Origin of the sequence: Hyphomicrobium sp., assembly GCF_047600905.1 — a bacterium.
In the GTDB taxonomy this organism is placed as follows: domain Bacteria; phylum Pseudomonadota; class Alphaproteobacteria; order Rhizobiales; family Hyphomicrobiaceae; genus Hyphomicrobium_B.
This window is the reverse complement of record NZ_JASGKD010000001.1, coordinates 2,325,924-2,346,120: the sequence shown is the minus strand read 5'-3', so window position 1 is coordinate 2,346,120 and position 20,197 is coordinate 2,325,924. Positions and strand designations below refer to the sequence as shown.

Sequence of the window (20,197 nt, the reverse complement as noted above, 5' to 3'; positions counted from 1 at the left end):
TGGCGCCTTTCATATCGGCGTAACGGTTCCATCGGAGCCGACGTTATAGCGTCGGCCTCTCCAGTTGACGGCTCCGGGCATGTAGCTCGCAACGAACACCACGAAGCTCAACACGTCTCGAAGCGGGCTAAGCCAAATCGAACTCTTATCCCCGCCGCCCAACCGTAGAACTTGTATCGGAACGAAAAGGCGGCAGGCAAGCGTCCCTGCGAGGATCATCCACGCTATGGCGCTGAAGCCACTTAACGGCAACGCGGCCAGCGCGAAGGGCAGGGGATGTGCGACGATCGACCCCGCGTATCCCATCGGATCGACGAGGCGAATCGTTCTCGCCCAACGAATCTCGTGCGCCCAAAGCTCGCCGAACGACTTTTCCGCGAACGTGTGGCTGACGACGAACGGCGCGATCTCGACCTTCAGGCCTAAGCCGCGCACGGCCTCCCCCATGGCGTAGTCATCGGCAAGAGTATTAGCAAAGGCCTCGAACCCGCCGATCCGCTCGAGAGTATCGCGACGGAGCGCGATCGTAGACCCAAAGCAAGGCTTCGCGAGGCCCAACGCTACGCCGACCAACACGCTCGGCAGAAAATGCTGGTTGACCGCCGCCGCTGCCATCCGCGACCGGAAGCCTTCGAGCGCATCGCCGCGATAAAGGCAGGTAACAAGCCCAACTCCGGGTTGCTGCAAGCAGGCCAAAGTCTCGCCGACGTAATCGGGTGCGACGCGCATATCGCTGTCGCTGAGGACGATCACGTCGTGCTTGGCGCGCGGAAACATGCTGATAATATTTGCGATTTTCGGATTGCCTCCCGCCCGGCGAGTGCCCTGAACGACCTCCAGATCGAGTGACGGAAACTGCTTCTGAAGCGTGTGCACGATTTTGATCGCCGGATCGGTCGGATCCTGCACTCCGCAAAGCATCTGCAATTCGGCTGGATATTTCTGTGCGCAAAACGAAGCTAAACTCGCCTCCAGGCCGGTTTCGGCGCCATAGAGAGGTTTGATCAGCGTGACATTTTCGGCTGAGGCTAAAATCGGCTTGGGCCGGCGCGCAAATCGTGCCACCAAAAGTGCAGCTAACACAGCATAGGCGCTGCCAATTATGGCAACGAGGGTGCATACAAGCCACAGACAGGACGTCATTCGGACGCTACTTTCTGATGTGAGTTCGTGAAGCAGACCTGTCGGCAGCGGCCGGAAGGCTAGCGGTTTGCAAGTAGCTGCGGTAGATCTGAATTTGCTCGGCTGTGGGGGCCAAGCAGGGGGAATATCGGGACGTGAAATCCAGCGCCATCCTAAATTGGGTCGGCTGCGTTTTGGCTGGTGCAAGCCTGTCGGCATGCGCCAGCGCGTCCCCGCCTGGGCTGCCGCCGCAGCACCTCGCCGCGAAGGAAGACGATCCGACGCCCAAGCCCGTTGCTGATCCCAACGAAACGTTCAATCGCAAGGTCTTCGACAACAACCAGCAATTCAATCACGATTTCCTTTATCCGGCTGCGGAAAGCTATAACAACAACGTCCCCGAAAACGTCCGCGATCGGATCGACGCATTTACGACCAACCTTGCCGAGCCAATGACCTTCGCCAACAACATCCTGCAGCTTCGTCTGCAGGCGGCGGCGACGACGTTTGGCCGGTTTGCGCTCAATTCGACTCTGGGCCTCGGCGGCTTGTTCGATGTCGCCGCGACACAGGGTATGGCCCATCAGTCAGGTGATTTCGGACAGACGATGTACGTCTGGGGCTATCGCGACAGCGCCTACCTCGTGCTTCCCGTACTCGGACCGACAACGTATCGTGATGCGATCGGCAGCGGCGTCGAATTTGCAGCGACGCTGCCGGCAGCCGCTTTGATCCCAACCAAATTCGCAACGCTCGCAAGCCGCGTCGATCTCGCTGGAACAGTGTCGAGTCCGCTTTCGAACCTCAGCAAAGCCGAGGACATGAAGACGCTCGAGGACAGCTCGATCGACTTCTATTCGATGCTGCGCAGCGTCAGCCAGCAGAAGCGCCAGGCGGAGTTGCAGGAAGCCCTGGATACGAGCGCGTTGACAAGCACACCGCCGCCGCCCGATCCCAACGCCATTGAGCCTGTGACCGAACTGGTGTCGTCGCCAATGATGCTCGAAAAGCGTCAGGTGACCGACGTTCCCAAGATGACGCGTACGGCCGAGCGCGGTTCACTCGTTGTCGTCGGACCGCCGATGCCCGCGCAGGCATCTCCTGCCGAAATGCAGAGATCGCCCGCCGAGGAGGAAACGTCTCCGGCGGAAGAGCAGACCTCTCCCGCTCAAGAGCAGAAATCTCCCGCCGAAGAGTAAGAAACCGATCGACCACACGATCGATCGCTCTCACACAGCAAAGGCTCTAAAACGGGCAAAATAAAAGGCGCCGGCCGAGTGCAGCCAGCGCCCTATTTATTACGTGATTGCTAATCGCGGCCGCGCCGCGCTCAGCTGCCAGAGAGCAGCTTGTCGCCCTGCTTCTTCAGCGAAGCGATCAATGCGTCCGGTCCACCCGATTTGAGGATCGTCGAAAACTCGGCGCGCCGGCTCGCCAACTCGCTGATGGTGCCGTCAAGATAGATGTCGACAATCTTCCAGTCTGGCCCCGATTTCCGCATCAGATAATTGATGGCGACCGGCTTGCCGTTGCTCTGGATGATCTGAGTCTTGACCATCTTGTCCGCGGTTCCGCGATTTGAAATCTCGACGATTTGGAAGGATTCGCCAGAAAATCCGTCGAAGCGCTTAGCATACGTCGCAATCATCATCCGCCGGAACGCATCCGTGATGGCAGCCTGCTGGTCTGGGGGCAGCGAAGCCCAGGTCTGGCCGACCGCCAAACGCGTCATCAAAGGCGTGTCGTACGTTTTGGTAAGAACGGGCTGGAGCACCTGATAGCGCCCTTCCACGCCCAAGGTCTGCGCCTGCTTCATCGTGCTGAGAAGCGTCGCGTTGAGGCTGCTGATCGTTGCTTCCGGTGAATCTGCCGCTTGTGCGGCGGCGAGCGAAATCATGGTTACCGACATCATCACGAAAGCTAGAGTCGATGTCCAAAGTGCACGCAATTTTCTGATCGGGACCATTGCCCCTCCCTGAGTGTTCGAAAAGTAAAAGCCGGCCCCCGCTGTTATCAGCGTTTCGGCCAAAAGGTCCTAGGCAGGCACAATGGCGGTATTTAGCCGAGTGTGTCTCCGATTCGTGAGGCACGGATGCAACACATCCCCGTAGAGTCCGTTGCGCGCCAGATGTTCCATTTTTTGAGCCGAGTCATCGGTCCATAATTTGTTATCGAGCGGGACTCGGTCGGCAGTTGGGGGTTCGGTCAATGGACGCAAGGGTATCTCGGCTCTCCAAAACACCGCTTTTGGATCAAGTCGATACGCCGGACGATCTGAGACAGCTGGCTGAAAGCGAACTTCCGCAGCTTGCCGCCGAATTGCGCACGGAATTGATCGATGCGGTATCTCAAACGGGTGGACATCTTGGCGCCGGGCTCGGTGTCGTCGAGCTGACGGTCGCTCTGCACTATCTCTTCGATACGCCCCGCGATCGTCTGATCTGGGATGTCAGCCACCAGTCCTATCCGCACAAGATTTTGACGGGCAGGCGCGATCGCATCCGCACACTTCGTCAGCCGGGCGGTTTATCAGGTTTCACGAAACGCACCGAAAGCGAATACGATCCATTCGGCGCCGCGCATTCTTCGACGTCGATCTCCGCCGGCCTTGGCATGGCGGTCGCGCGCGAAATGTCGGGCGGCAAGAACAACGTCGTCTGCGTCATCGGCGATGGCGCGATGAGCGCGGGCATGGCCTACGAGGCCATGAACAATGCCGGCGCGCGCAGCGAGCGGCTGATCGTCGTTCTGAACGACAATGACATGTCCATCGCGCCGCCGACCGGCGCCTTGTCGTCTTATCTCGCACGAACGACGTCGAGCAGTTCCTATCTCTACGTCCGCGATCTGGCGAAGCAGCTGGCAAAGCGTCTGCCCAAGAGCTGGGAACAGCGCGCCGCACGCGTCGAGGAATATACCCGCAATCTATGGCACGGCGGCGCCTGGTTTGAGGAGCTTGGCTTCTATTACATCGGACCGATCGACGGCCATGATCTGAGCCAGCTCGTTCCTGTCTTGCGCAACGTCCGCGATGCGGAAGAGGGCCCGATCCTCGTTCACGTTGTAACGCAGAAGGGCAAGGGCTACGCACCGGCCGAAGCGTCGCCCGATAAATATCACGGCGTCGCAAAATTCAATGTCATCACCGGTGTGCAGGCGAAGGCCGCGGCGTCAGCACCGTCTTACACTCGCGTGTTTGCCGACAGCCTCTTCGCCGAAGCCAAGAGAGACGACAAGATCGTTGCCATCACCGCGGCGATGCCCGACGGAACGGGGCTCGACGTCTTCGGACGCTCGTTCCCTGATCGCACGTTCGACGTCGGCATCGCCGAGCAGCATGCCGTCACGTTCGCGGCGGGCCTGGCATCAGAAGGCATGAAGCCGTTCTGCGCTATTTACTCGACGTTCCTTCAGCGCGGATACGATCAGGTCGTCCATGACGTCGCGCTGCAAAGCCTGCCGGTTCGTTTTGCGATTGATCGCGCCGGTTTCGTCGGCGCCGACGGCGCAACACACGCCGGATCGTTCGATCTCGCCTACCTTGGCTGCTTGCCAAACATGGTCATCATGGCCCCGGCCGACGAAGCCGAACTGGTGCACATGGTTGCGACTGCCGCCGCGATCGACGATCGCCCGAGCGCGTTCCGCTATCCGCGAGGCGAGGGCACGGGCGTTGCCCTCCCCGAAGTCGGCGTACCGCTGGAAATCGGCAAGGGCCGCATCCTGCGCGAAGGATCGACGATTGCATTGCTGTCGCTCGGCACCCGCCTTCAGGAGACGATGAAGGCTGTGGATCAGTTGGCTGCGCTGGGTTTGTCTGCGACCGTCGCCGACGCGCGCTTCATGAAGCCGCTCGACACCGATCTCATTCGTCGGCTCGCAGAAAACCACGACGTGCTGATTACGATCGAGGAAGGATCCGTCGGCGGCTTCGGCAGCCACGTGCTCCACTATCTCGCTGAAAATGGTCTTCTCGATCGAGGACTGAAGGTTCGATCGAAAGTCATGCCCGATGTCTTCGTCGATCAGGACAAGCCCGAGATCATGAACCAGCGCGCTGGACTATCCGCGCAGGGCATCGTCGAAACAGTTTGCGATGCCATCCAACTCGAAACGGCCGCCATCCGGGCCGCACGCGGCAGCGCCCGCTGATTTTTCACGTCGCGAGCGTCTCAATGCGTTCGCGGCACGTGGCGAATGGCGGCGGGCTATTTCTTTGAGCTTTTGCCCTTCTTATCGTCGTCTCCCGCAATCACCTTCCGGCATTCGGGACTGAGACGATTGATGTTCTTGTTGAGACAAGCGACGATCTTGTCTTCGTTCGGGATTTGCCAGAAGCAAAGGCTGAGAACGTCGGGCGTGCAGGCCGATTGTTCCTCGGGCGTGCCGCTGTGCGCGAATGACGCCGTCGTACTCGCAACCGTGAGCGGTGCGGCTGCCATGCCAACGGCCAGCATCGTCCCAAGTCGAAATGTTCCTCGCACGGTTCAGACCTCGCAGAATTGGTTTCGATCACCTCGGGACTAGCGCGTGTCACCGGACTTCGATTTCGGCTTTTCGCCTTTCATCACTGACCGGCAGGCCGGACTGAGCTTTGCCATGTGCTTGTTCAAGCAGGCAACGATACGGTCTTCATTGGGGATGTAGGCCGAGCACAGTCGGAATACGTCCGAAGTGCACGCCTGCTGCTCATCGGCGCTTCCGCTGTAGGCGAAGCTCGTTCCCGCGCCAGCCAACATGGAGATCGCGAGAACCGCACCGCGCGCCATTGCGCGCCCCACCCAAATTGTTCCGATCCTCACGTTCGCTCGCGGATTGATGTGGTGATGTGCCCGATTTTTGTCTGATATGACTTCACTCGGTGGTGAGACTAAGGCACATCCATCGCAATTTGTCAGCGTGGAGTTATTCGTTATCAAAGGTCGTCAAGGGCATTCTAGTTAATGCCCTCATCGCGGATTAAAATCGCCGCGCAACTCCTGCGCGGCGGCGAACTCGTTCAAGGTCAGGCCGCGCGGCTTTGAGCCGGAGTGATGACTGGAAAATCGACGTCCGTTTTGAACGTCTCGTTGAAAAAGTTCGTCCACACATTCAACGCCACATGCTGAACGATCTCAATGATCTGATCATGGTCGTAGCCTGCCGCACCGACAGCGGCGAACTCGGCATCGCTGACATGGCCGCGAGCTTTGAGAACCTGCACCGCGAAACGAACAGCGGCATCGGCTTTAGTATCGTTTGACGCGCCGTTTCGATTGGCCGTGATTTCAGCGTCGTCAAGCTTGGCAAGATTTCGGCCGAGATAAGTGTGCGCTGAAAGGCAATAGCTGCACCCGTTGATCTCCGCGACGGCAAGAGCGATCCGCTCACGCGTCTGCGGCGGCAACTTTCCTTTTGCGAGCGCCCCGGAAAGGCTGAGATACCCTTCGAGAGCCGCTGGGCTCGTAGCAATCAGTCGGAACATGTTCGGGACAGTGCCGAGCTGTTTTTTGACGGCTTCGAGCTGTGCGTGAGTGGCGGCGGGGGCATCGGCAATTGTCGCTGGCGTTGGGATGCGTGACATGGGCAACTCCTCTGAGATCAGGCCCAAATTGGCCGTCGCTCAGGTAAATCCTTTCAATTTCGCGAAATAGACGACATTATCGGCAATCATCCTCCCGAAATTCGAGAGACTCGATGGATCGCTTCGAGGCCATGTCCGTTCTGCTCGCCGTTACTGATGCGGGGAGTCTTTCGGCAGGAGCACGTCGTCTCGGAATGCCGCTGGCGACCGTCAGCAGAAAGGTATCCGAGCTCGAAGCTCACCTTCACACACGGCTGTTGAACCGCGGCAGCCGTCGATTGGAACTGACGGACGCCGGCCAATCCTACGTCGCCGCTTGCCGTAAAATCCTGGAAGACGTGGTCGAGGCCGAACGCACCGCCTCTGGAGAATATCGCGCGCCACGAGGAGAGCTGGCGATCACCGCGCCGATCGTTTTTGGTCGCCTGCATCTCCTTCCAATCGTCGGCGCCTTTCTCAGGGCTTATTCCGAAATAGACGTCCGCGTTACCCTAAGCGATCGCGTGGTGAACATTCTGGAAGAGCATGTCGATGTCGCGCTCCGGATTGGCGACCTTCCAGACAGCAGCCTCGTCGCCGCGCGAGTTGGGTCGATCCGTAGGGTTGTTTGCGCCAGCCCCAGCTATCTCGACGCGCGCGGCATACCCGAAAGCCCGAACGACCTCGCGACGCACGATTGCATCACTTTCGAAGGACTGATGTCCCCACGCTCGTGGACTTTTTGGAGCAACGGACAAGCGCAGACGGTGCCCGTGCATTCTCGCCTCGTCGTCAACACCGCGGAGGCGGCAATCGACATGGCAGTGTCGGGTATCGGAATAACGCGCGTGCTGTCTTATCAGATCGCGGCGCCGCTTGCGGACCGCAAGATCGCGATCGTGCTTTCGCGCTTCGAACCTGCGCCGCTTCCGGTGAGCCTCGTCTACACGGGCAACGGTCTCTTGCCTTTGAAGCTCCGGGCATTCCTCGACTTTGCGACGCCTCGGTTGAAGGCATCACTCGTCAAGAGTGGCGACCTTACGGATCAAGCCTGAGTTCTATGGATTCGTAGCCGGAGCAGCCGGCGGGCTCGGCGGCGACGTCGCTTCGGGTGTTGGTTCGGGCGTGGGCGCTGCTGGCGGCGCTTCTGCAGCCGCTGACGGGGGAGTAGCGGCAGCCGGCGCTGCACTTTCCTCCGTAGTAGACGCGCGAACTTCGCACAGCGTCGGCGAGTCGAGCGACGTCTTATTCATGAACGCCCAGTTCGCGAATGCGATGTAGCAGACTGCGACGGCTTCCTGCTTCTGCAACGTGACGATCACGTTGTCGGTCTTGACCTTCTCGGTCACTCTCTTTGCGACCTCGAGGGGAATGAGTGTGACGGACTTCACCTCAAAACCCTTGCCGACCAGCTCGGTGAACGAGGATTGCAGCCGATCATCAGCTGAAACGGGCGACGAAACCAAAGCCGCTGCGGTAGCGAGCGCGAAGTCCAAAGCCGATGCTGCGCATCCGATTCCTCTCTGACTATCGAAGCCTCAGGCTATTCAATAAAAACGTCACTACTACGGCGCGAGCGCCCTCTCAACCCGCCAACGCAAGAGCGCGGGTCGAGAGCTGGGGACAAGACGCTTATCCCGCCTCAACTCACCGTTTTGCTTAGCTTTTGTTGGGATAAAAGATCGCGACGGGCGCCGCATAATCCGGGGGCGTCAAACCTTCTGCGATTTCGTCGCCCGATTTCAGGAATTCGGGTAGGAAAAGCGTATGACATCCGTTTGGCGATGATTGGCCGGCGCTCGGTAAGTTGGCGAACACCTCGATCCGCGTAACCGCGCTTTCGACGACACGATGCGGGCTGGCGGCAATCAGCCGGCACTCTAAAATCGGCATGAATTCGGACCAGTGCCTGCCTTCGAAATCCGAAAGCAGGGAGACGAGCGCTTCATTGTCGGTACGGACGCAGAACCGCGAATACATTCGGCCGATTCCGATATCGAATAAAGAATCCGCGCGTGACGTCTCGGCGATGGCTTCCGTATCGGGCCCAAGCGATTGCAGCGTAACAGATGAGCGAATGCCGGCGCGTCCTTTAGGCAATCCCAGAACCACCGGGCCACCTTCACTGAAAGCAAAGGCGCGAACCTTCTCGTTGATCCGGACGCGAAACGCGCCGTCCGAACGCACCGCAGTGACAGCGCCGTTTTCGACAACGACGTCGATCGCGCCATCTCCCTTGCACGGAAACTCCGCGACCGCACCGGGAACACCGGCGACCCAAGTCCCCTGCCGCGCGACGATGGTGTCGCGCACCCAATCGACAAGCTCTTCCTGAACCCAGGGCAACAGGCGAACACGGACCGACAATTTCGCCAAGCGTTGCGGTAGCGCCGCCCAGATGGCATCGCGCTGGCTCTCGCTCATCGCGATCCAGTCGCCGATTTCGCGCCCGGTGCGACCACAACCGAGGCAGAAGCCGGTCGCGTCGTCGAGCTTGCAAATGCCGATGCAAGGTGAATGGCGAGCCACGTGCGTCTGGCCCTTTTTGAAATGGATCGTCTGATGCGCAGATAGGCCGGAACGCCGCAGCGATCCGGCCCGGCCGCAATGTCTAGTGAGCGGGCTTAAGGCTCGTCCGCTCGACCAATGCGCCAAAGATAATCGCCACGGCACCCCACAGGATGCCTTGGATCCCGAGCGAAACGACGCGGAACTTCCAAAGCAGATCCGCAGGGAAGCCTTCAGGCACTTCGTTGATCGGCGGCAGGAAGTAGCCGGCAAGGGCGGTCAACGCCACATAGATTGCTCCGGCAATCAGAATGGCATTCCAACCTCCGACTTGCGCGAAGAACTGCCGTCCCGCGCTGACCGCAATCGCAAGTGCCGCCAGCGAGAACACGATCATCCCGAAGTAAAGCTGGGTCCGGTACCCGATGGTGTCGGGATTACCGACCGCTGGCGGATTGGCCGGATATTTGAGGTCCGGGACGATATAGATCGCCAGAAACCCAAGTGCGGCAATGATGATGGCCGTCGTCCGCGGCGAATGATTGACCACCCGCCCGTTGAGGAACGCAAAGGCCAGCGCAAACAGTCCGCCCAATGCCGTGCCGTAGAGCGCCACGCCGGTCAGAAGACCGATGCTCGCCTGCACTTCGCGGCTTACGATTTCCGCCTCTTCCGGTTCACCCTTGGCTTTCGCCATCTGCTCTTCGAACCCGATGGCTCGGTCGACCTGAGGCTCGCCTAAGACTTTTGCGAACCCGAACGCCAATAGGCTAGCGAGAAGCCCGGCAATCATGCCGCGCACAAGCAAAGATCCCATGTCTGAAAATCTCCGCTGCGATCAGTGGCAAGGGAAGCCGAGGAGGTGCCGGCCGTCATGCACGAACTCGTGCACGTACATGCCGTTGAACACCGCCGTTGCGCCTTCCTCGACACCAACGAAATACATCGCCAGCAGGAACAAGAGCCCCGCGAAGATCGCCCAGGGAATGATTTCGCGGACAGGTACGGGCGCGAGAATGCCGCCCGATGCAATTGTGGAATGAGCCATAAGGTTAAGTCTCCGTGGGATTACGCGTCCCGTTGCAAACCGTGCTCTAGTCACAAGAAGGGTCTGACTTTCGGTGGACGCTTCAAACGCCCCACGATTACAGTGGCGCGACCGTGCCGGATTCTCACCGGCTTCCTACCCATGACGATGCACGGTTCACCATAGGGCGGCCCGGCCAATTGTCAATGTGAGCGATAAGCCAAGATGCCGCCGCGCCTGACATTTATTGCTAATGCTTCGACCCCGGCCGTCAGGGCGGCAGCATTTCCCCTGGACGAGGGGATCGACGACGTCGGCCGCCAGGATGCCGCAGCGCTAGCAAGTCAATTCACGAACTTTTCTGCCGTGCTCTCGAGCCCCGCCAAGCGTGCGATCGAGACTGCGACGGCATTGAATCTGCGCCCTGAAATTGACCCGTCTCTCCGCGACCTCGATCTGGGCGACTGGTCGGGCCAGTCCTTGAAGAGCGTTGCCGCCTCCGATCCGCACGGCTTCGAGAGCTGGCTTTCCGATACGAACTTTGCGCCGCACGGAGGAGAAACCGTCGATCAGCTTTTCGCGCGCGCATCCGTTTGGCTGGAGGACATCTCCGCGCGCGACGGCCGCATTCTGGCCGTCACGCACCCGTCCTTCATCCGCGCTGCGATTCTTGCCGCGATCCATGCCGGCCCGACGTCGTTCTGGAACATCGACGTCGCGCCGCTCGCGGTGGTTCAACTGACGTCAAACGGCCGGCGCTGGGCGCTGAGATCGATCGCGAATTGATATGAGCCTCAGAAGGGGCGGACGTCGTGGAACGATTGCAAGAAGAATACGGTGCCAAGCACGAACACCGCCGCCGAGCTCACGATGCTTGCTCCTTTCGCAACGAAATTTCCCCAACGGCTTTCTGCGCCGGCGACAGCGATCGCGAGTTTGCGAGACCCGACCGAAAGCGCGGCGAGGCATGACACCGTCAACGCCGTCCCGAATGCCATCGCGAACGTTGCCAGGATGCCCGCCCAAATGAGTCCCTGGCTGGCAGCGAAAATGATCACGAGCAACGCGCCGGTGCACGGCCGGATGCCGATCGAAAACGATATCGCCAGCGCCCGGCTCCACGACAATCTGCCCTTCAGCTGCTCCGGGCCAGGTAGATGGGCATGACCGCAATGTTCATCGTGAACGTGATCATGCTCGCAGGTATGCGATCTGTCGTCGTGGCCATGTTCGTGCCGATCATGCGCTTCGTCGTGATGATGAACTCGGGCTCGATGACTTGCGGAGAATGCCGTGAAATGAGAGCCCGGGCCAAAGCTGTCTAAGCAGCAGCCATGCTCCAAGAGCGGCGACGAAGCCCCAGCTCAGCGTCTCGAGCCAGGCTTCGGCCCACTTCGTTTGCAATCCCGTCGCCAAAGCCGCCGCGTAAAGTCCGCCGATCAGTGTAATTGCCGACAAGGCCTGAATAAGCGACGATAGAAACGCGAGGAATATTCCGCGCCGCAGGGTCTCTTTATCGGCGAGCATGTAGGAGGAAATCACCGCCTTGCCATGCCCCGGCCCGACGGCGTGCAGGATGCCATAGATGAAGCTCGCGATAACGAGAGCCCCGGTAGCGGCGGCAACGTTGCTGGTCGAGCGGAGATTGCGTACGGCGCCGGTCATGTTCTGAGTCAAACGATGCTGCTCAAAAATCAGAATCGACCAAGCAGCATCCATCGCACGCGTGGCGAAGGACGCTTCACCCGCCGGTTGCGCTTGAGTGGCGCCGGCCGGACCGAACGGAGATTTCATGGCGATGGGCGTTTCGCCTGCCTGCGCCGCGAACGAAATCGACATCAGCAGAGAAGTCAAAACGACTGCGAGGACTGCCCGCAATCCGTTCCACCGGACGCGATGACGACGGACTGCGCGGTCTCCGTGCAAATATTTCATAGGAAGATTCCCCCGGTGCGCATTCGAGCCAATGCAACGATGGTTGCGCGTTTCGTATATTATACTATTGATAGACACCGTACGATTATGACCGGACGGAGGCGGTCGATACCCGGACAAAGACGGCAGAGGCAGAGCTCTCAGTGGAATGGAACTTCACGAGAATGAAAGTACCCAAACTGCTCGCACGTTTGTGTGTGATCGCGCCGATTTTCGTGTTGGCGGGCGTTTCCGACAGCGGTCCTACCGCCGAGGAATACATCGGATATACGAATGGAAGCGCGTATTTGGTGCCAGTTGGCGAGTTGAAGCTCAAAGGCTACCGCATTCAGTGCGGAGCACGGCCGACCGTCATCGACGACAAGCTCGACGACTATGGCGCCGCCTATCCGGGCTTCATCATTCTCAATACCCACCTGCTCGATCAGCTGCCGCGCCCGGTGGAGCTGTGGATCTATTCGCATGAGTGCGGACATCAGTTCCGCGGCCCCGACGAAGAAACAGCCGATTGTTTTGGAGTGCAGCGGGGGCGTCGCGAGGGCTGGTTGACGGAAGAAGGATTGAACCAGGTCTGCGACTTCATTCATGCCGCCAAGGGCGACAATATGCACTTCGCAGGGCCGCATCGCTGTGAAGCCATGCGCAGTTGCTACGCGGATCCGGACGTCCGATAGAAAAATGCGGCGAGCCATAAGGCCCGCCGCAAACTCAGCAGTCCTTCGCAGGCGTCGTTCAGCTGCCGGCGAACGCTTTCGACAGTTGGTCGACATTGTATCGGAACATCTTTGCGTAGGTCGGCGCCGGACCATCGGCCTTCGACAGCGCCTCGACGTAGAGTTCGCCGCCCGGCTGCGCGCCCGTAGCCTTCGCGATTTGATCGACGAGCCGCGAGTCGTTGGAGTTCTCGAAGAAGTAGGTCCTGACCTTTTCCGCCTTGATTTGATCGATCAACTTGGCGACGTCGGCGGCCGATGCCTCCGTCTCTGTCGACAGCCCGATCGGCGACAGGAATTGCACGCCATACTCTCTGCCAAAGTATCCGAAGGCGTCGTGGCTCGTCAAAATCTTGCGCCGATCTTTCGGAACGGAACCCATCACCGACTTCGCATACGCATTGAGGTCATCGAGTTCTTTCGAATATTTGGCGGCGTTGGCCTTGAAATCTGCGGCATCTGCCGGATCGGCAGAAGCCAGCGCCTTCTCGATGTTGGCGACCCAAACCTTGACGTTGACCGGGCTATTCCACACGTGCGGATCAGTGACGGTCTTTCCGTCTTCCTCCATCTTGCGCGTTTTTATGCCATTCGACACCACGAATGGCTTGCCGTTATAGCCCGATGCCGACACGAGCTTCTCGAACCAGCTCTCCAGGCCTTCGCCGCTGATGAAGGTGACATCGGCTTCCTTGAGGGTCTTCGCATCATCCGGAGACGGCTCGAATTCGTGTGGATCGCCATTCGGCGGAACGAGGCTCTTGACCGCGACGTGGTCGCCGCCGACTTCCTTCACGATATCCGCAAGCACGGTGAAGCTCGCCACCGCATTGAGCGTCTTCGCCGACGCATCGCCGGCGAATCCAGCGCCGAAAGCTGCTGATGTCAGCAGTCCCAATAGCAGATTAGAAACCCTCATGTTCGATCTCCTGTTCATGCGTTGAAGTGAGGACGTGAATAGAGGCGGCGCACCAATCCCGTCGGACTTAAAACCAGCGAGGCACCGTAGATGCAGCTTGCGGTCAGGATGATTGTCGGCCCGGATGCGACTGCGAAGTGGAACGACGCGACGAGTCCGAGATAGCCTGAGACGGCGGCCGTCGCCGCCGCTATGGCAAACATCATCGGAAGCGTCTGGGCCCAAAGCCGCGCGACCGCGGCGGGCAGCATCATCAGGCCGACGGCCATCAGCGTTCCGAGCGCCTCGAAGCTCGCCACGAGATTGATCACGACGAGCAGCAAAAACAGAAAATGAAAGAGAGATCCGTGTCCGCCGACCGCGCGCAGGAAGCCCGGATCGAAGCATTCGGCAACGAGCGGACGATAGATCAACGCAAGAGTGATAATCGTCAGCGACGCAATCCCACCGACGAGGCAGAGCGCTCTCGGATCGATCGCGAGAATGGTGCCGAACAGCACATGCAGAAGGTCGATGTTCGACCCTTTGAGCGATACGATCAGCACGCCGAGCGCGAGCGACGTCAAATAGAAGCTTGCGAAGCTCGCATCTTCCCTGAGTGCCGTCGTCCGGCTTATGAGCCCAGACAGCAGTGCGATGCTGAGGCCCGCGACCAATCCGCCGAGACCCATCGCCGGCAATGAAAGACCGCCTGCAATCAGAAAACCCACTGCGGCGCCGGGAAGGATCGCGTGGCTCATGGCGTCGCCGACAAGGCTCATCCGGCGCAACATCAAGAGCACGCCGACGGGCGCCGATCCGAGCGCAAGTGCGATACATGCCACCAGCGCCCGCCGCATGAAGCCATAGTCGATGAAAGGCGAAACGAAGGTCGAATAAAGCGTCATGCGACCGCCGCCCCCTTCACGCACACCTCGCTGTCTGGGTCCCATCCTTCTGCCATCGCTCGCGCACGCAGAAGATTCCTTGCCGACATGGCGACGTCGGTCGGACCCCAGCCAATGGCTTCGCGTGCAAGAAGAAGTGTTTCGGGGAAATGTGCGCGAACCTGATCGAAATCGTGCAGAACTGTAATGATCGTCCGGCCTTCGTCATGCCATCGGCAAACGATGTCGAGAAGGTCACGCGTCGTGCGCGCATCGATGGCCGTGAAGGGTTCATCGAGAACAATGATCTTGGCATCTTGTAGCAGTAGGCGCGCGAAAAGAACGCGCTGGAATTGCCCCGCCGAGAGCGACCCGATGCTTCTGCCGCCAAAGCCATCCAAGCCGACGGTCTGCAGCGCTTGTTCCGCTTTGACGACGATATCCCGGCTGATACTCCGATAGGCGCCGCTTCGGCTCCATGCCCCGAGCATCACCGTATCGGCGATGCTGATCGGAAACTGACGATCGATGTCGACGGCCTGGGGCAGATACCCGAAATCGCGCGCCGATAATCCGCTTCGATCGATTGTTCCGCCTGCCAGAGGCAGTTCCCCCATGATCGCCTTTAGCAAGGTCGACTTGCCCGCGCCGTTCGGTCCCGTGATCGCGGTCATGCTGCCGTCGCGGAACATACCCGACAGATGATGAATGGCAGGATGTCGGGCATACGTGACCGTCACGTCGTGGAGATTGATCAAAGGTCTGGTCATGGCAGCGACACCGCCCAACCGATCGCGATCCAAAGCACCACCAGAATGACCGCTGCACCGAGCAGTCGCCTGTGGGCGGCCTCGGCCATCATGGAATGCTGAAAGCCATCGGGGTTTTTCATCTTCAAAGCTCACGTCAGTACACTAAATCGTATAATATAACATTTAATGCGGAGTGACTATGGCTGAATTGCGCGCGCCCGCTGAAGGCATCGAAGAAATCATCTTGGGTGTGATCCGATCACGGGCGGATTGAGGGGCGGCTTTAATCCGTGCGCAGCTTCGTGCTGGAAAACAGCGCCTCTGGCTTGTTTAGGAAAATCAAGAAGCTAGCCTGACGGCGGGCGCGCCGCGTTACGGCTCGCAAACATTGCCAAAAATTGATTTTGCGCAAAGCAGGTTGCGACATATGGAAACTTGAATATAGAAGTCAAGTTTCCTATTTCGTCGTGGTCACCCTTAGACATAAAGCGAGGGGAAGAGAGCTTGCTCGCCCCATTTTTGATTATGCTTCGCGAAGGCATCGAAGCAGCCCTCATCACCGGAATTGTCGCAACCTATCTTGCTCAGACGGGTCGTTCCGAGTGGATGCCGGCTGTTTGGATGGGTGTGCTGCTCGCAGTCGCCGTGTCCCTGTTCGCGGGCGCAGGGCTCTTGTTCCTCAGCGCGGAATTTCCCCAGAAGGCTCAGGAATTCTTCGAGGCGATCGTCGGCCTCGTCGCCGTCGCTGTTCTGATCTCGATGGTGTTCTGGATGCGAAAAGCGGCGCGGTCGATCAAGTCCGAGCTGCAACATTCAGTCGATGCCGCCTTCGCCTCGTCGCATGGTGGAACATGGGGACTGATCTGCCTCGTATTCTTCGCCGTAGCGCGCGAAGGACTTGAATCAATTTTCTTCCTGCTCGCGATTTTTCAGCAGAGCGACGGCATCGCAGCCCCCCTCGGAGCCTTGGCCGGCGTTGCCGCGGCGGTGGTGGTCGGCCTGATCATCTACGTCGGCGGGGTCAGGTTGGATCTTCGTCAGTTCTTCAAGTGGACCGGAATTTTCATCATCTTCGTCGCTGCTGGAATTCTTGCAACCGCAGTAGGCAATTTGCACGAGGCTGGTTTGTGGAATGGCCTGCAGCAGCACGCTTATGACTGGAGCGGCATCCTCCCCGTCTCGAGCCTGCTTGGAACAATTCTATCCGGCGTCTTCAGCTATCAGGAAAATCCGACAATAGGCGAGGTCATCGTCTACCTCGGGTTTCTTTCAGTCGTCCTCTATCTCTACCTCCGTCCTGCCCGACCGGAGCCTGTCCCCACAGAATCCTACCAAGGTAATAGAAATGTCCGCGCCTGATCCAGGCAAGGGAAGGCCTCAGGCTCCCTCATCTCGCCTTCTGTATCTTGGAGTAGCCGGCGCTGCTGTGCTTGTTGCGTTGGCAGGCGCTGCTTTCTACGTCGCTACTCTGACAACGCGACACGAAAAAGCCGGCGGCGCGATCGCCGTTGCCGTGACGCCCAAGGCTTGCGAGCCCAACACGATTACCACGTCCGCCGGCGAGCAAAATTTCGAGATCGCCAATAAGTCAGAACGGCCGGTAGAGTGGGAAATCCTCGACGGCGTGATGGTCGTTGCCGAGCGTGAGAACATCGCGCCGGGCTTCAAACAAACGCTGAAGGTACGCCTCTCCCCGGGCACGTACGAAGTGACCTGCGGACTGCTGTCAAATCCTCGCGGAACATTGGTCGTTACCGCCTCGCAGAACGCTAGCACCGAGCCCGCGCGCGCAACCATGCGCAACTTCCTCGGACCGCTGTCCGAGTACAAATTCTATCTCGGCCGGCAGAGCACTGCTGCGGTGCGCAGCGCTACCGAGCTTGCGGACGCCATCAAATCCGGCGATCTCGCCAAGGCGCAAGCGGCGTACGCTGCGGCGCGTCAGCCTTATAAGCGTATCGAGCCGGTTGTTTATCGATTTTCGGATCTGCAGAACACGATCGATCCGGTTGCTACCTATTTTGAGCATCGCGAAAACGATCCTGCATTCATCGGTTATCACCGCATCGAGCGCGGCCTTTTCGACGCAAAGAACCTTGATGGTCTCGCGCCGATCGCCGACCGTCTCGTCGCCGACCTCACCACGCTCGATGAGCGGGTGAAGGCGATGAAGATGACGCCCGACGTCCTGATCGACAGCGTCGGCAATTTCACCACGCAGCTCGCTCGCGACCGCCTACCCGCCGGAGAGAATGGTTCGACGCAAACGGACATCTCGGACGTCGAGGCCAATGTCGAAGGCATCGGAAAAGTCATCGGCTTGCTGCGGCCAGTCGTGCAGCCCGTCAATCCGGAACTTGCGCAAAAGATCGACGCGGCTTTCAACGCCGTGAAGGATCAAATCGCCAAGCAGAGGAAAGCCATCCAAACGGCGCCGCAGGCGTCAAGCGACGCGAAGTCAGCGCAAAGACCTGGTCGCCGCATTTACAAATCTCGCCGAGGCGCTCGATCAATTGCAGCCGGCAATAGGGATGAATTCCAATGGCACATGATGATCGCAATAAGCGAAGTCAGCATGGCGCGCTGAATGCCGACCGCCGCAAGCTGCTCCTTGGTCTCGGTACGGCCGCCGGCGGTGCGTTGGCGACGAACCTTATCGCCAACAATGCCCGCGCTGACGACAAGCAGGTCACTGACGCCCCTGAAAGTCATCGCAGCGACGTAGAACAGCGCGTCCCCTTCTACGGCGTGCATCAGGCGGGAATCGTCACGCCTCGGCCCGCGAACGGCATGGTCGTGTCTCTCGATGTCATCGCCGACACGCCAGCCGATTTCGATCGCATGCTTCGCAAGCTGACCGAACGTATCGTGTTTCTCACGCAAGGTGGCCAGCCACCGAATCTCGATCCGAAACTGCCCCCTGCGGATTCCGGCATTCTTGGCCCGGTCGTTCTTCCCGATAATCTCACCATTACCGTCGGCCTCGGGAGTTCAATGTTCGAGATGCGCCCATGGCTCGCGCATTTGAAGCCTGCTCATCTCCAGCGGATGAAGCAATTCACCAACGACGCGTTGGAACCCGATCTGTGCCACGGCGATCTGTCGTTGCAGTTCTCCTCCAATACCGCCGACACGAACATCCACGCGCTCCGCGACATTCTGAAAAATCTGCCAGAATATCTCGTGCCTCGGTGGAAGCAGGAAGGCAGCGTCCCGACCGTTTTGCCGGAAGCCGACGGATCGGTTCCTAGCGCGCGCAATTTCCTCGGCTTCCGCGATGGCTCAGCCAATCCCCATTCCAGCGACCACTTGCTGATGGACGAGATCGTTTGGGTGGGGGAGATCGCTGGCGAACCTCAATGGGCCGTTGGGGGCACCTATCAGGCGGTTCGTATCATCCGCAATTTTGTCGAGCGTTGGGACCGCACTCCGCTTGGCGAGCAGGAGCGCATCTTCGGTCGAAAGAAGATGTCGGGCGCGCCGATGGACGGAACGAAGGAAAGCGACGTTCCTGATTACGCCAAGGATCCAGACGGAAAAATTACACGTCTAAATGCGCACATCAGGCTCGCCAATCCTCGCACGCCTGAAACCCGCAAAAGTCTCATGCTTCGGCGACCGTTCAACTACTCGAACGGTATCACCAAGAACGGACAACTCGATCAGGGACTCCTGTTCATCGCATACCAATCAGATCTTGAGAAAGGATTCATCTCCGTGCAGACGCGGCTCAACGGTGAGCCGTTAGAGGAATACATCAAGCCAATAGGTGGCGGTTATTTCTTCGTTCTTCCAGGAGCGCGAGAAGCTGGCGACTATCTGGGCCGAAAGCTGGCCGAGGCCGCGGCGGCGGGACCGCCAACACGTTCATAAACACCCGCTCAATGGAGGGAACACAGATGAAACATCACGTTTTGGCCGCGGCAGCATTTGTAGCTGCGTTCGGTTATATGGCACCGGCATTTTCCGAGGAAGATTCGAAGCTCGTCGAGCCACTCGCCGCCTACAAAAGCTACGTGGCCGATCATACCGAGAAGCTTTTGGAGAACACGACGAAATTCACCGAGGCGATCAAGGCGGGTGACGTTGCGAAGGCCAAGACCCTCTTCGCGCCGACACGCATGGACTATGAATCCATTGAGCCGATCGCCGAGCTTTTCTCCGATCTCGATCACACGATCGACGCGCGTGCCGATGATTTCGAAGGCAAAGAAAAAGATGCGAAGTTTTCCGGGTTCCATCGCATCGAATATGGCCTTTGGACGGAGAACAGCACCAAGGGTCTTGAACCCTACGCCGATCAGCTGCTCGCCGACGTTAAAGATCTAAATCACCGCATCGAGAACCTGACGTTCCCGCCGGAGACCGTTGTCGGCGGTGCTGCAGCACTGATGGAGGAAGTCGCCGCGACGAAGATCTCTGGCGAGGAAGATCGCTACAGCCACACCGACCTTTGGGACTTCAAAGCGAACTTCGATGGCTCTCAGAAGATCTATGAACTTGTGAAACCGCTGATCGAGAAGGACAACGCCGATTTCGTGAAGAAAGTCGACGCGAACTTCAAGGTCGTCGACGATACGCTGGGCAAGTATAAGACGGCGGACGGTTATGAGCTGTATGACAAGCTGACCGAGGATGACCGCAAGGTTCTCGCCGCCAAGGTCAATGCTCTGGCGACCGATCTCTCGACGCTGCGCGGCAAGCTCGGCTTGAACTGAGAACCGATCAAAAATTCGATTGCCTCTTGGCGGCCCCGCTACCGAGAATTCGTTTCACACGAACTCGGTGCCGGGGCCGCAACTGCTTCGCGGGC

Annotated in this window: 24 protein-coding genes and 1 riboswitch; of the genes, 9 read left to right on the top strand and 15 right to left on the bottom strand. The window is 59.1% G+C overall.

The genetic code is table 11. The features are described from left to right. Positions 1-9: 9 nt before the first annotated feature. The gene (gene hpnI / locus QM780_RS11315; protein WP_415070579.1) at positions 10-1,143 is read right to left on the bottom strand and encodes a bacteriohopanetetrol glucosamine biosynthesis glycosyltransferase HpnI; all 1,134 of its coding nucleotides are present in this window, start codon (positions 1,141-1,143) and stop codon (positions 10-12) included. 134 nt (positions 1,144-1,277) lie between these two features. Between hpnI and QM780_RS11310 the strand changes: the two genes are divergently transcribed. Continuing rightward, positions 1,278-2,321 (top strand): VacJ family lipoprotein, encoded by a 1,044-nt coding sequence (locus QM780_RS11310; RefSeq protein WP_415070578.1) that lies wholly within the window; start codon positions 1,278-1,280, stop codon positions 2,319-2,321. A 131-nt stretch (positions 2,322-2,452) separates the two neighbouring features. On the opposite strand, the gene QM780_RS11305 is transcribed toward QM780_RS11310, so the two are convergent. Beyond that, complete coding sequence (locus QM780_RS11305; RefSeq protein WP_415070577.1) at positions 2,453-3,088, bottom strand: ABC transporter substrate-binding protein; 636 nt, start codon at positions 3,086-3,088, stop codon at positions 2,453-2,455. A 242-nt stretch (positions 3,089-3,330) separates the two neighbouring features. On the opposite strand from QM780_RS11305, the gene dxs reads away from it, so the two are divergent. Then, complete coding sequence (dxs, locus tag QM780_RS11300) at positions 3,331-5,274, top strand: 1-deoxy-D-xylulose-5-phosphate synthase (RefSeq protein WP_415070576.1); 1,944 nt, start codon at positions 3,331-3,333, stop codon at positions 5,272-5,274. 56 nt (positions 5,275-5,330) lie between these two features. Here the strand turns inward: dxs and QM780_RS11295 are convergent, their stop codons facing one another. The 3 genes from QM780_RS11295 to QM780_RS11285 all read right to left on the bottom strand — a co-directional run bounded on the left by QM780_RS11295 (position 5,331) and on the right by QM780_RS11285 (position 6,685). Continuing rightward, a complete protein-coding gene (locus QM780_RS11295; RefSeq protein ID WP_415070575.1) occupies positions 5,331-5,564 on the bottom strand; it encodes a hypothetical protein in 234 nt (77 codons plus the stop codon). Between the two features lie 81 nt (positions 5,565-5,645). Beyond that, on the bottom strand, positions 5,646-5,891 hold the full coding sequence (locus QM780_RS11290) for a hypothetical protein (protein WP_415070574.1): 246 nt from the start codon (positions 5,889-5,891) through the stop codon (positions 5,646-5,648). Between the two features lie 236 nt (positions 5,892-6,127). Then, positions 6,128-6,685, bottom strand: coding sequence for a carboxymuconolactone decarboxylase family protein (locus QM780_RS11285; RefSeq protein WP_415070573.1), 558 nt, complete (start codon positions 6,683-6,685; stop codon positions 6,128-6,130). Between the two features lie 113 nt (positions 6,686-6,798). On the opposite strand from QM780_RS11285, the gene QM780_RS11280 reads away from it, so the two are divergent. Next, entirely contained in the window at positions 6,799-7,719 is a 921-nt protein-coding gene (locus tag QM780_RS11280; RefSeq protein ID WP_415070572.1) for a LysR family transcriptional regulator, read from the top strand. A 3-nt stretch (positions 7,720-7,722) separates the two neighbouring features. Here the strand turns inward: QM780_RS11280 and QM780_RS11275 are convergent, their stop codons facing one another. From QM780_RS11275 to QM780_RS11260, 4 genes are all read right to left on the bottom strand, one after another. Beyond that, entirely contained in the window at positions 7,723-8,160 is a 438-nt protein-coding gene (locus QM780_RS11275; RefSeq protein ID WP_415070571.1) for a hypothetical protein, read from the bottom strand. A 163-nt stretch (positions 8,161-8,323) separates the two neighbouring features. Then, positions 8,324-9,193 carry a DUF1289 domain-containing protein gene (locus QM780_RS11270; protein ID WP_415070570.1) on the bottom strand — a complete coding sequence of 290 codons (870 nt, stop codon included), beginning with the start codon at positions 9,191-9,193 and terminating at the stop codon, positions 8,324-8,326. 82 nt (positions 9,194-9,275) lie between these two features. Further along, positions 9,276-9,989, bottom strand: a complete 714-nt coding sequence (locus tag QM780_RS11265) for a CbtA family protein (protein WP_415070569.1) — start codon at positions 9,987-9,989, stop codon at positions 9,276-9,278. 21 nt (positions 9,990-10,010) lie between these two features. Beyond that, complete coding sequence (locus QM780_RS11260; RefSeq protein ID WP_415070568.1) at positions 10,011-10,220, bottom strand: CbtB domain-containing protein; 210 nt, start codon at positions 10,218-10,220, stop codon at positions 10,011-10,013. 61 nt (positions 10,221-10,281) lie between these two features. Beyond that, positions 10,282-10,356, bottom strand: a riboswitch (cobalamin riboswitch). A gap of 68 nt (positions 10,357-10,424) precedes the next feature. Here QM780_RS11260 and QM780_RS11255 point away from each other — a divergent pair. Continuing rightward, the gene (locus QM780_RS11255; protein ID WP_415070567.1) at positions 10,425-10,985 is read left to right on the top strand and encodes a histidine phosphatase family protein; all 561 of its coding nucleotides are present in this window, start codon (positions 10,425-10,427) and stop codon (positions 10,983-10,985) included. Positions 10,986-10,993: 8 nt separating this feature from the next. On the opposite strand, the gene QM780_RS11250 is transcribed toward QM780_RS11255, so the two are convergent. Beyond that, complete coding sequence (locus tag QM780_RS11250) at positions 10,994-11,542, bottom strand: nickel/cobalt transporter (protein WP_415070566.1); 549 nt, start codon at positions 11,540-11,542, stop codon at positions 10,994-10,996. After that, positions 11,439-12,134: a nickel/cobalt transporter gene (locus QM780_RS11245; protein ID WP_415070565.1), complete on the bottom strand. Its 696-nt coding sequence runs from the start codon at positions 12,132-12,134 to the stop codon at positions 11,439-11,441. The genes QM780_RS11250 and QM780_RS11245 overlap by 104 nt, the downstream gene beginning before the upstream one ends. Positions 12,135-12,298: 164 nt before the next feature. Between QM780_RS11245 and QM780_RS11240 the strand changes: the two genes are divergently transcribed. Further along, positions 12,299-12,808 (top strand): hypothetical protein, encoded by a 510-nt coding sequence (locus QM780_RS11240; RefSeq protein WP_415070564.1) that lies wholly within the window; start codon positions 12,299-12,301, stop codon positions 12,806-12,808. Between the two features lie 58 nt (positions 12,809-12,866). Here the strand turns inward: QM780_RS11240 and QM780_RS11235 are convergent, their stop codons facing one another. Genes QM780_RS11235 through QM780_RS11220 form a run of 4 tightly spaced genes read right to left on the bottom strand, consistent with a single transcriptional unit; the run spans position 12,867 to position 15,524 of the window. Beyond that, positions 12,867-13,766, bottom strand: coding sequence for a metal ABC transporter solute-binding protein, Zn/Mn family (locus tag QM780_RS11235; protein WP_415070563.1), 900 nt, complete (start codon positions 13,764-13,766; stop codon positions 12,867-12,869). A 14-nt stretch (positions 13,767-13,780) separates the two neighbouring features. Beyond that, the gene (locus QM780_RS11230) at positions 13,781-14,653 is read right to left on the bottom strand and encodes a metal ABC transporter permease (RefSeq protein WP_415070562.1); all 873 of its coding nucleotides are present in this window, start codon (positions 14,651-14,653) and stop codon (positions 13,781-13,783) included. Next, positions 14,650-15,402, bottom strand: coding sequence for a metal ABC transporter ATP-binding protein (locus tag QM780_RS11225; protein WP_415070561.1), 753 nt, complete (start codon positions 15,400-15,402; stop codon positions 14,650-14,652). Before QM780_RS11225 ends, QM780_RS11230 begins: the two co-directional genes overlap by 4 nt. Next, a complete protein-coding gene (locus QM780_RS11220) occupies positions 15,399-15,524 on the bottom strand; it encodes a hypothetical protein (RefSeq protein ID WP_415070560.1) in 126 nt (41 codons plus the stop codon). The genes QM780_RS11225 and QM780_RS11220 overlap by 4 nt, the downstream gene beginning before the upstream one ends. A 364-nt stretch (positions 15,525-15,888) precedes the next feature. On the opposite strand from QM780_RS11220, the gene efeU reads away from it, so the two are divergent. Genes efeU through efeO (QM780_RS11200) form a run of 4 tightly spaced genes read left to right on the top strand, consistent with a single transcriptional unit; the run spans position 15,889 to position 20,102 of the window. Next, positions 15,889-16,743, top strand: coding sequence for an iron uptake transporter permease EfeU (efeU, locus tag QM780_RS11215; protein WP_415070559.1), 855 nt, complete (start codon positions 15,889-15,891; stop codon positions 16,741-16,743). Continuing rightward, the gene (gene efeO, locus QM780_RS11210) at positions 16,730-17,971 is read left to right on the top strand and encodes an iron uptake system protein EfeO (RefSeq protein ID WP_415070558.1); all 1,242 of its coding nucleotides are present in this window, start codon (positions 16,730-16,732) and stop codon (positions 17,969-17,971) included. Before efeU ends, efeO (QM780_RS11210) begins: the two co-directional genes overlap by 14 nt. After that, a complete protein-coding gene (gene efeB / locus QM780_RS11205) occupies positions 17,926-19,257 on the top strand; it encodes an iron uptake transporter deferrochelatase/peroxidase subunit (protein ID WP_415070557.1) in 1,332 nt (443 codons plus the stop codon). Before efeO (QM780_RS11210) ends, efeB begins: the two co-directional genes overlap by 46 nt. A gap of 26 nt (positions 19,258-19,283) precedes the next feature. Beyond that, positions 19,284-20,102 (top strand): iron uptake system protein EfeO, encoded by an 819-nt coding sequence (gene efeO, locus QM780_RS11200; protein ID WP_415070556.1) that lies wholly within the window; start codon positions 19,284-19,286, stop codon positions 20,100-20,102. Positions 20,103-20,197 lie beyond the last annotated feature (95 nt).

Coding starts and splice junctions, on each gene's coding strand:
- QM780_RS11305 (WP_415070577.1), bottom strand. CDS start 3,088: ATGGTCCCGATCAGAAAATTGCGTGCACTTTGGACATCGACTCTAGCT.
- QM780_RS11280 (WP_415070572.1), top strand. CDS start 6,799: ATGGATCGCTTCGAGGCCATGTCCGTTCTGCTCGCCGTTACTGATGCG.
- efeO (WP_415070558.1), top strand. CDS start 16,730: ATGTCCGCGCCTGATCCAGGCAAGGGAAGGCCTCAGGCTCCCTCATCT.
- QM780_RS11240 (WP_415070564.1), top strand. CDS start 12,299: ATGAAAGTACCCAAACTGCTCGCACGTTTGTGTGTGATCGCGCCGATT.
- QM780_RS11220 (WP_415070560.1), bottom strand. CDS start 15,524: ATGAAAAACCCCGATGGCTTTCAGCATTCCATGATGGCCGAGGCCGCC.
- QM780_RS11225 (WP_415070561.1), bottom strand. CDS start 15,402: ATGACCAGACCTTTGATCAATCTCCACGACGTGACGGTCACGTATGCC.
- QM780_RS11255 (WP_415070567.1), top strand. CDS start 10,425: ATGCCGCCGCGCCTGACATTTATTGCTAATGCTTCGACCCCGGCCGTC.
- QM780_RS11265 (WP_415070569.1), bottom strand. CDS start 9,989: ATGGGATCTTTGCTTGTGCGCGGCATGATTGCCGGGCTTCTCGCTAGC.
- QM780_RS11260 (WP_415070568.1), bottom strand. CDS start 10,220: ATGGCTCATTCCACAATTGCATCGGGCGGCATTCTCGCGCCCGTACCT.
- QM780_RS11245 (WP_415070565.1), bottom strand. CDS start 12,134: ATGAAATATTTGCACGGAGACCGCGCAGTCCGTCGTCATCGCGTCCGG.
- hpnI (WP_415070579.1), bottom strand. CDS start 1,143: ATGACGTCCTGTCTGTGGCTTGTATGCACCCTCGTTGCCATAATTGGC.
- dxs (WP_415070576.1), top strand. CDS start 3,331: ATGGACGCAAGGGTATCTCGGCTCTCCAAAACACCGCTTTTGGATCAA.
- QM780_RS11230 (WP_415070562.1), bottom strand. CDS start 14,653: ATGACGCTTTATTCGACCTTCGTTTCGCCTTTCATCGACTATGGCTTC.
- efeO (WP_415070556.1), top strand. CDS start 19,284: ATGAAACATCACGTTTTGGCCGCGGCAGCATTTGTAGCTGCGTTCGGT.
- QM780_RS11285 (WP_415070573.1), bottom strand. CDS start 6,685: ATGTCACGCATCCCAACGCCAGCGACAATTGCCGATGCCCCCGCCGCC.
- QM780_RS11295 (WP_415070575.1), bottom strand. CDS start 5,564: ATGGCAGCCGCACCGCTCACGGTTGCGAGTACGACGGCGTCATTCGCG.
- QM780_RS11290 (WP_415070574.1), bottom strand. CDS start 5,891: ATGGCGCGCGGTGCGGTTCTCGCGATCTCCATGTTGGCTGGCGCGGGA.
- QM780_RS11235 (WP_415070563.1), bottom strand. CDS start 13,766: ATGAGGGTTTCTAATCTGCTATTGGGACTGCTGACATCAGCAGCTTTC.
- efeB (WP_415070557.1), top strand. CDS start 17,926: ATGGCACATGATGATCGCAATAAGCGAAGTCAGCATGGCGCGCTGAAT.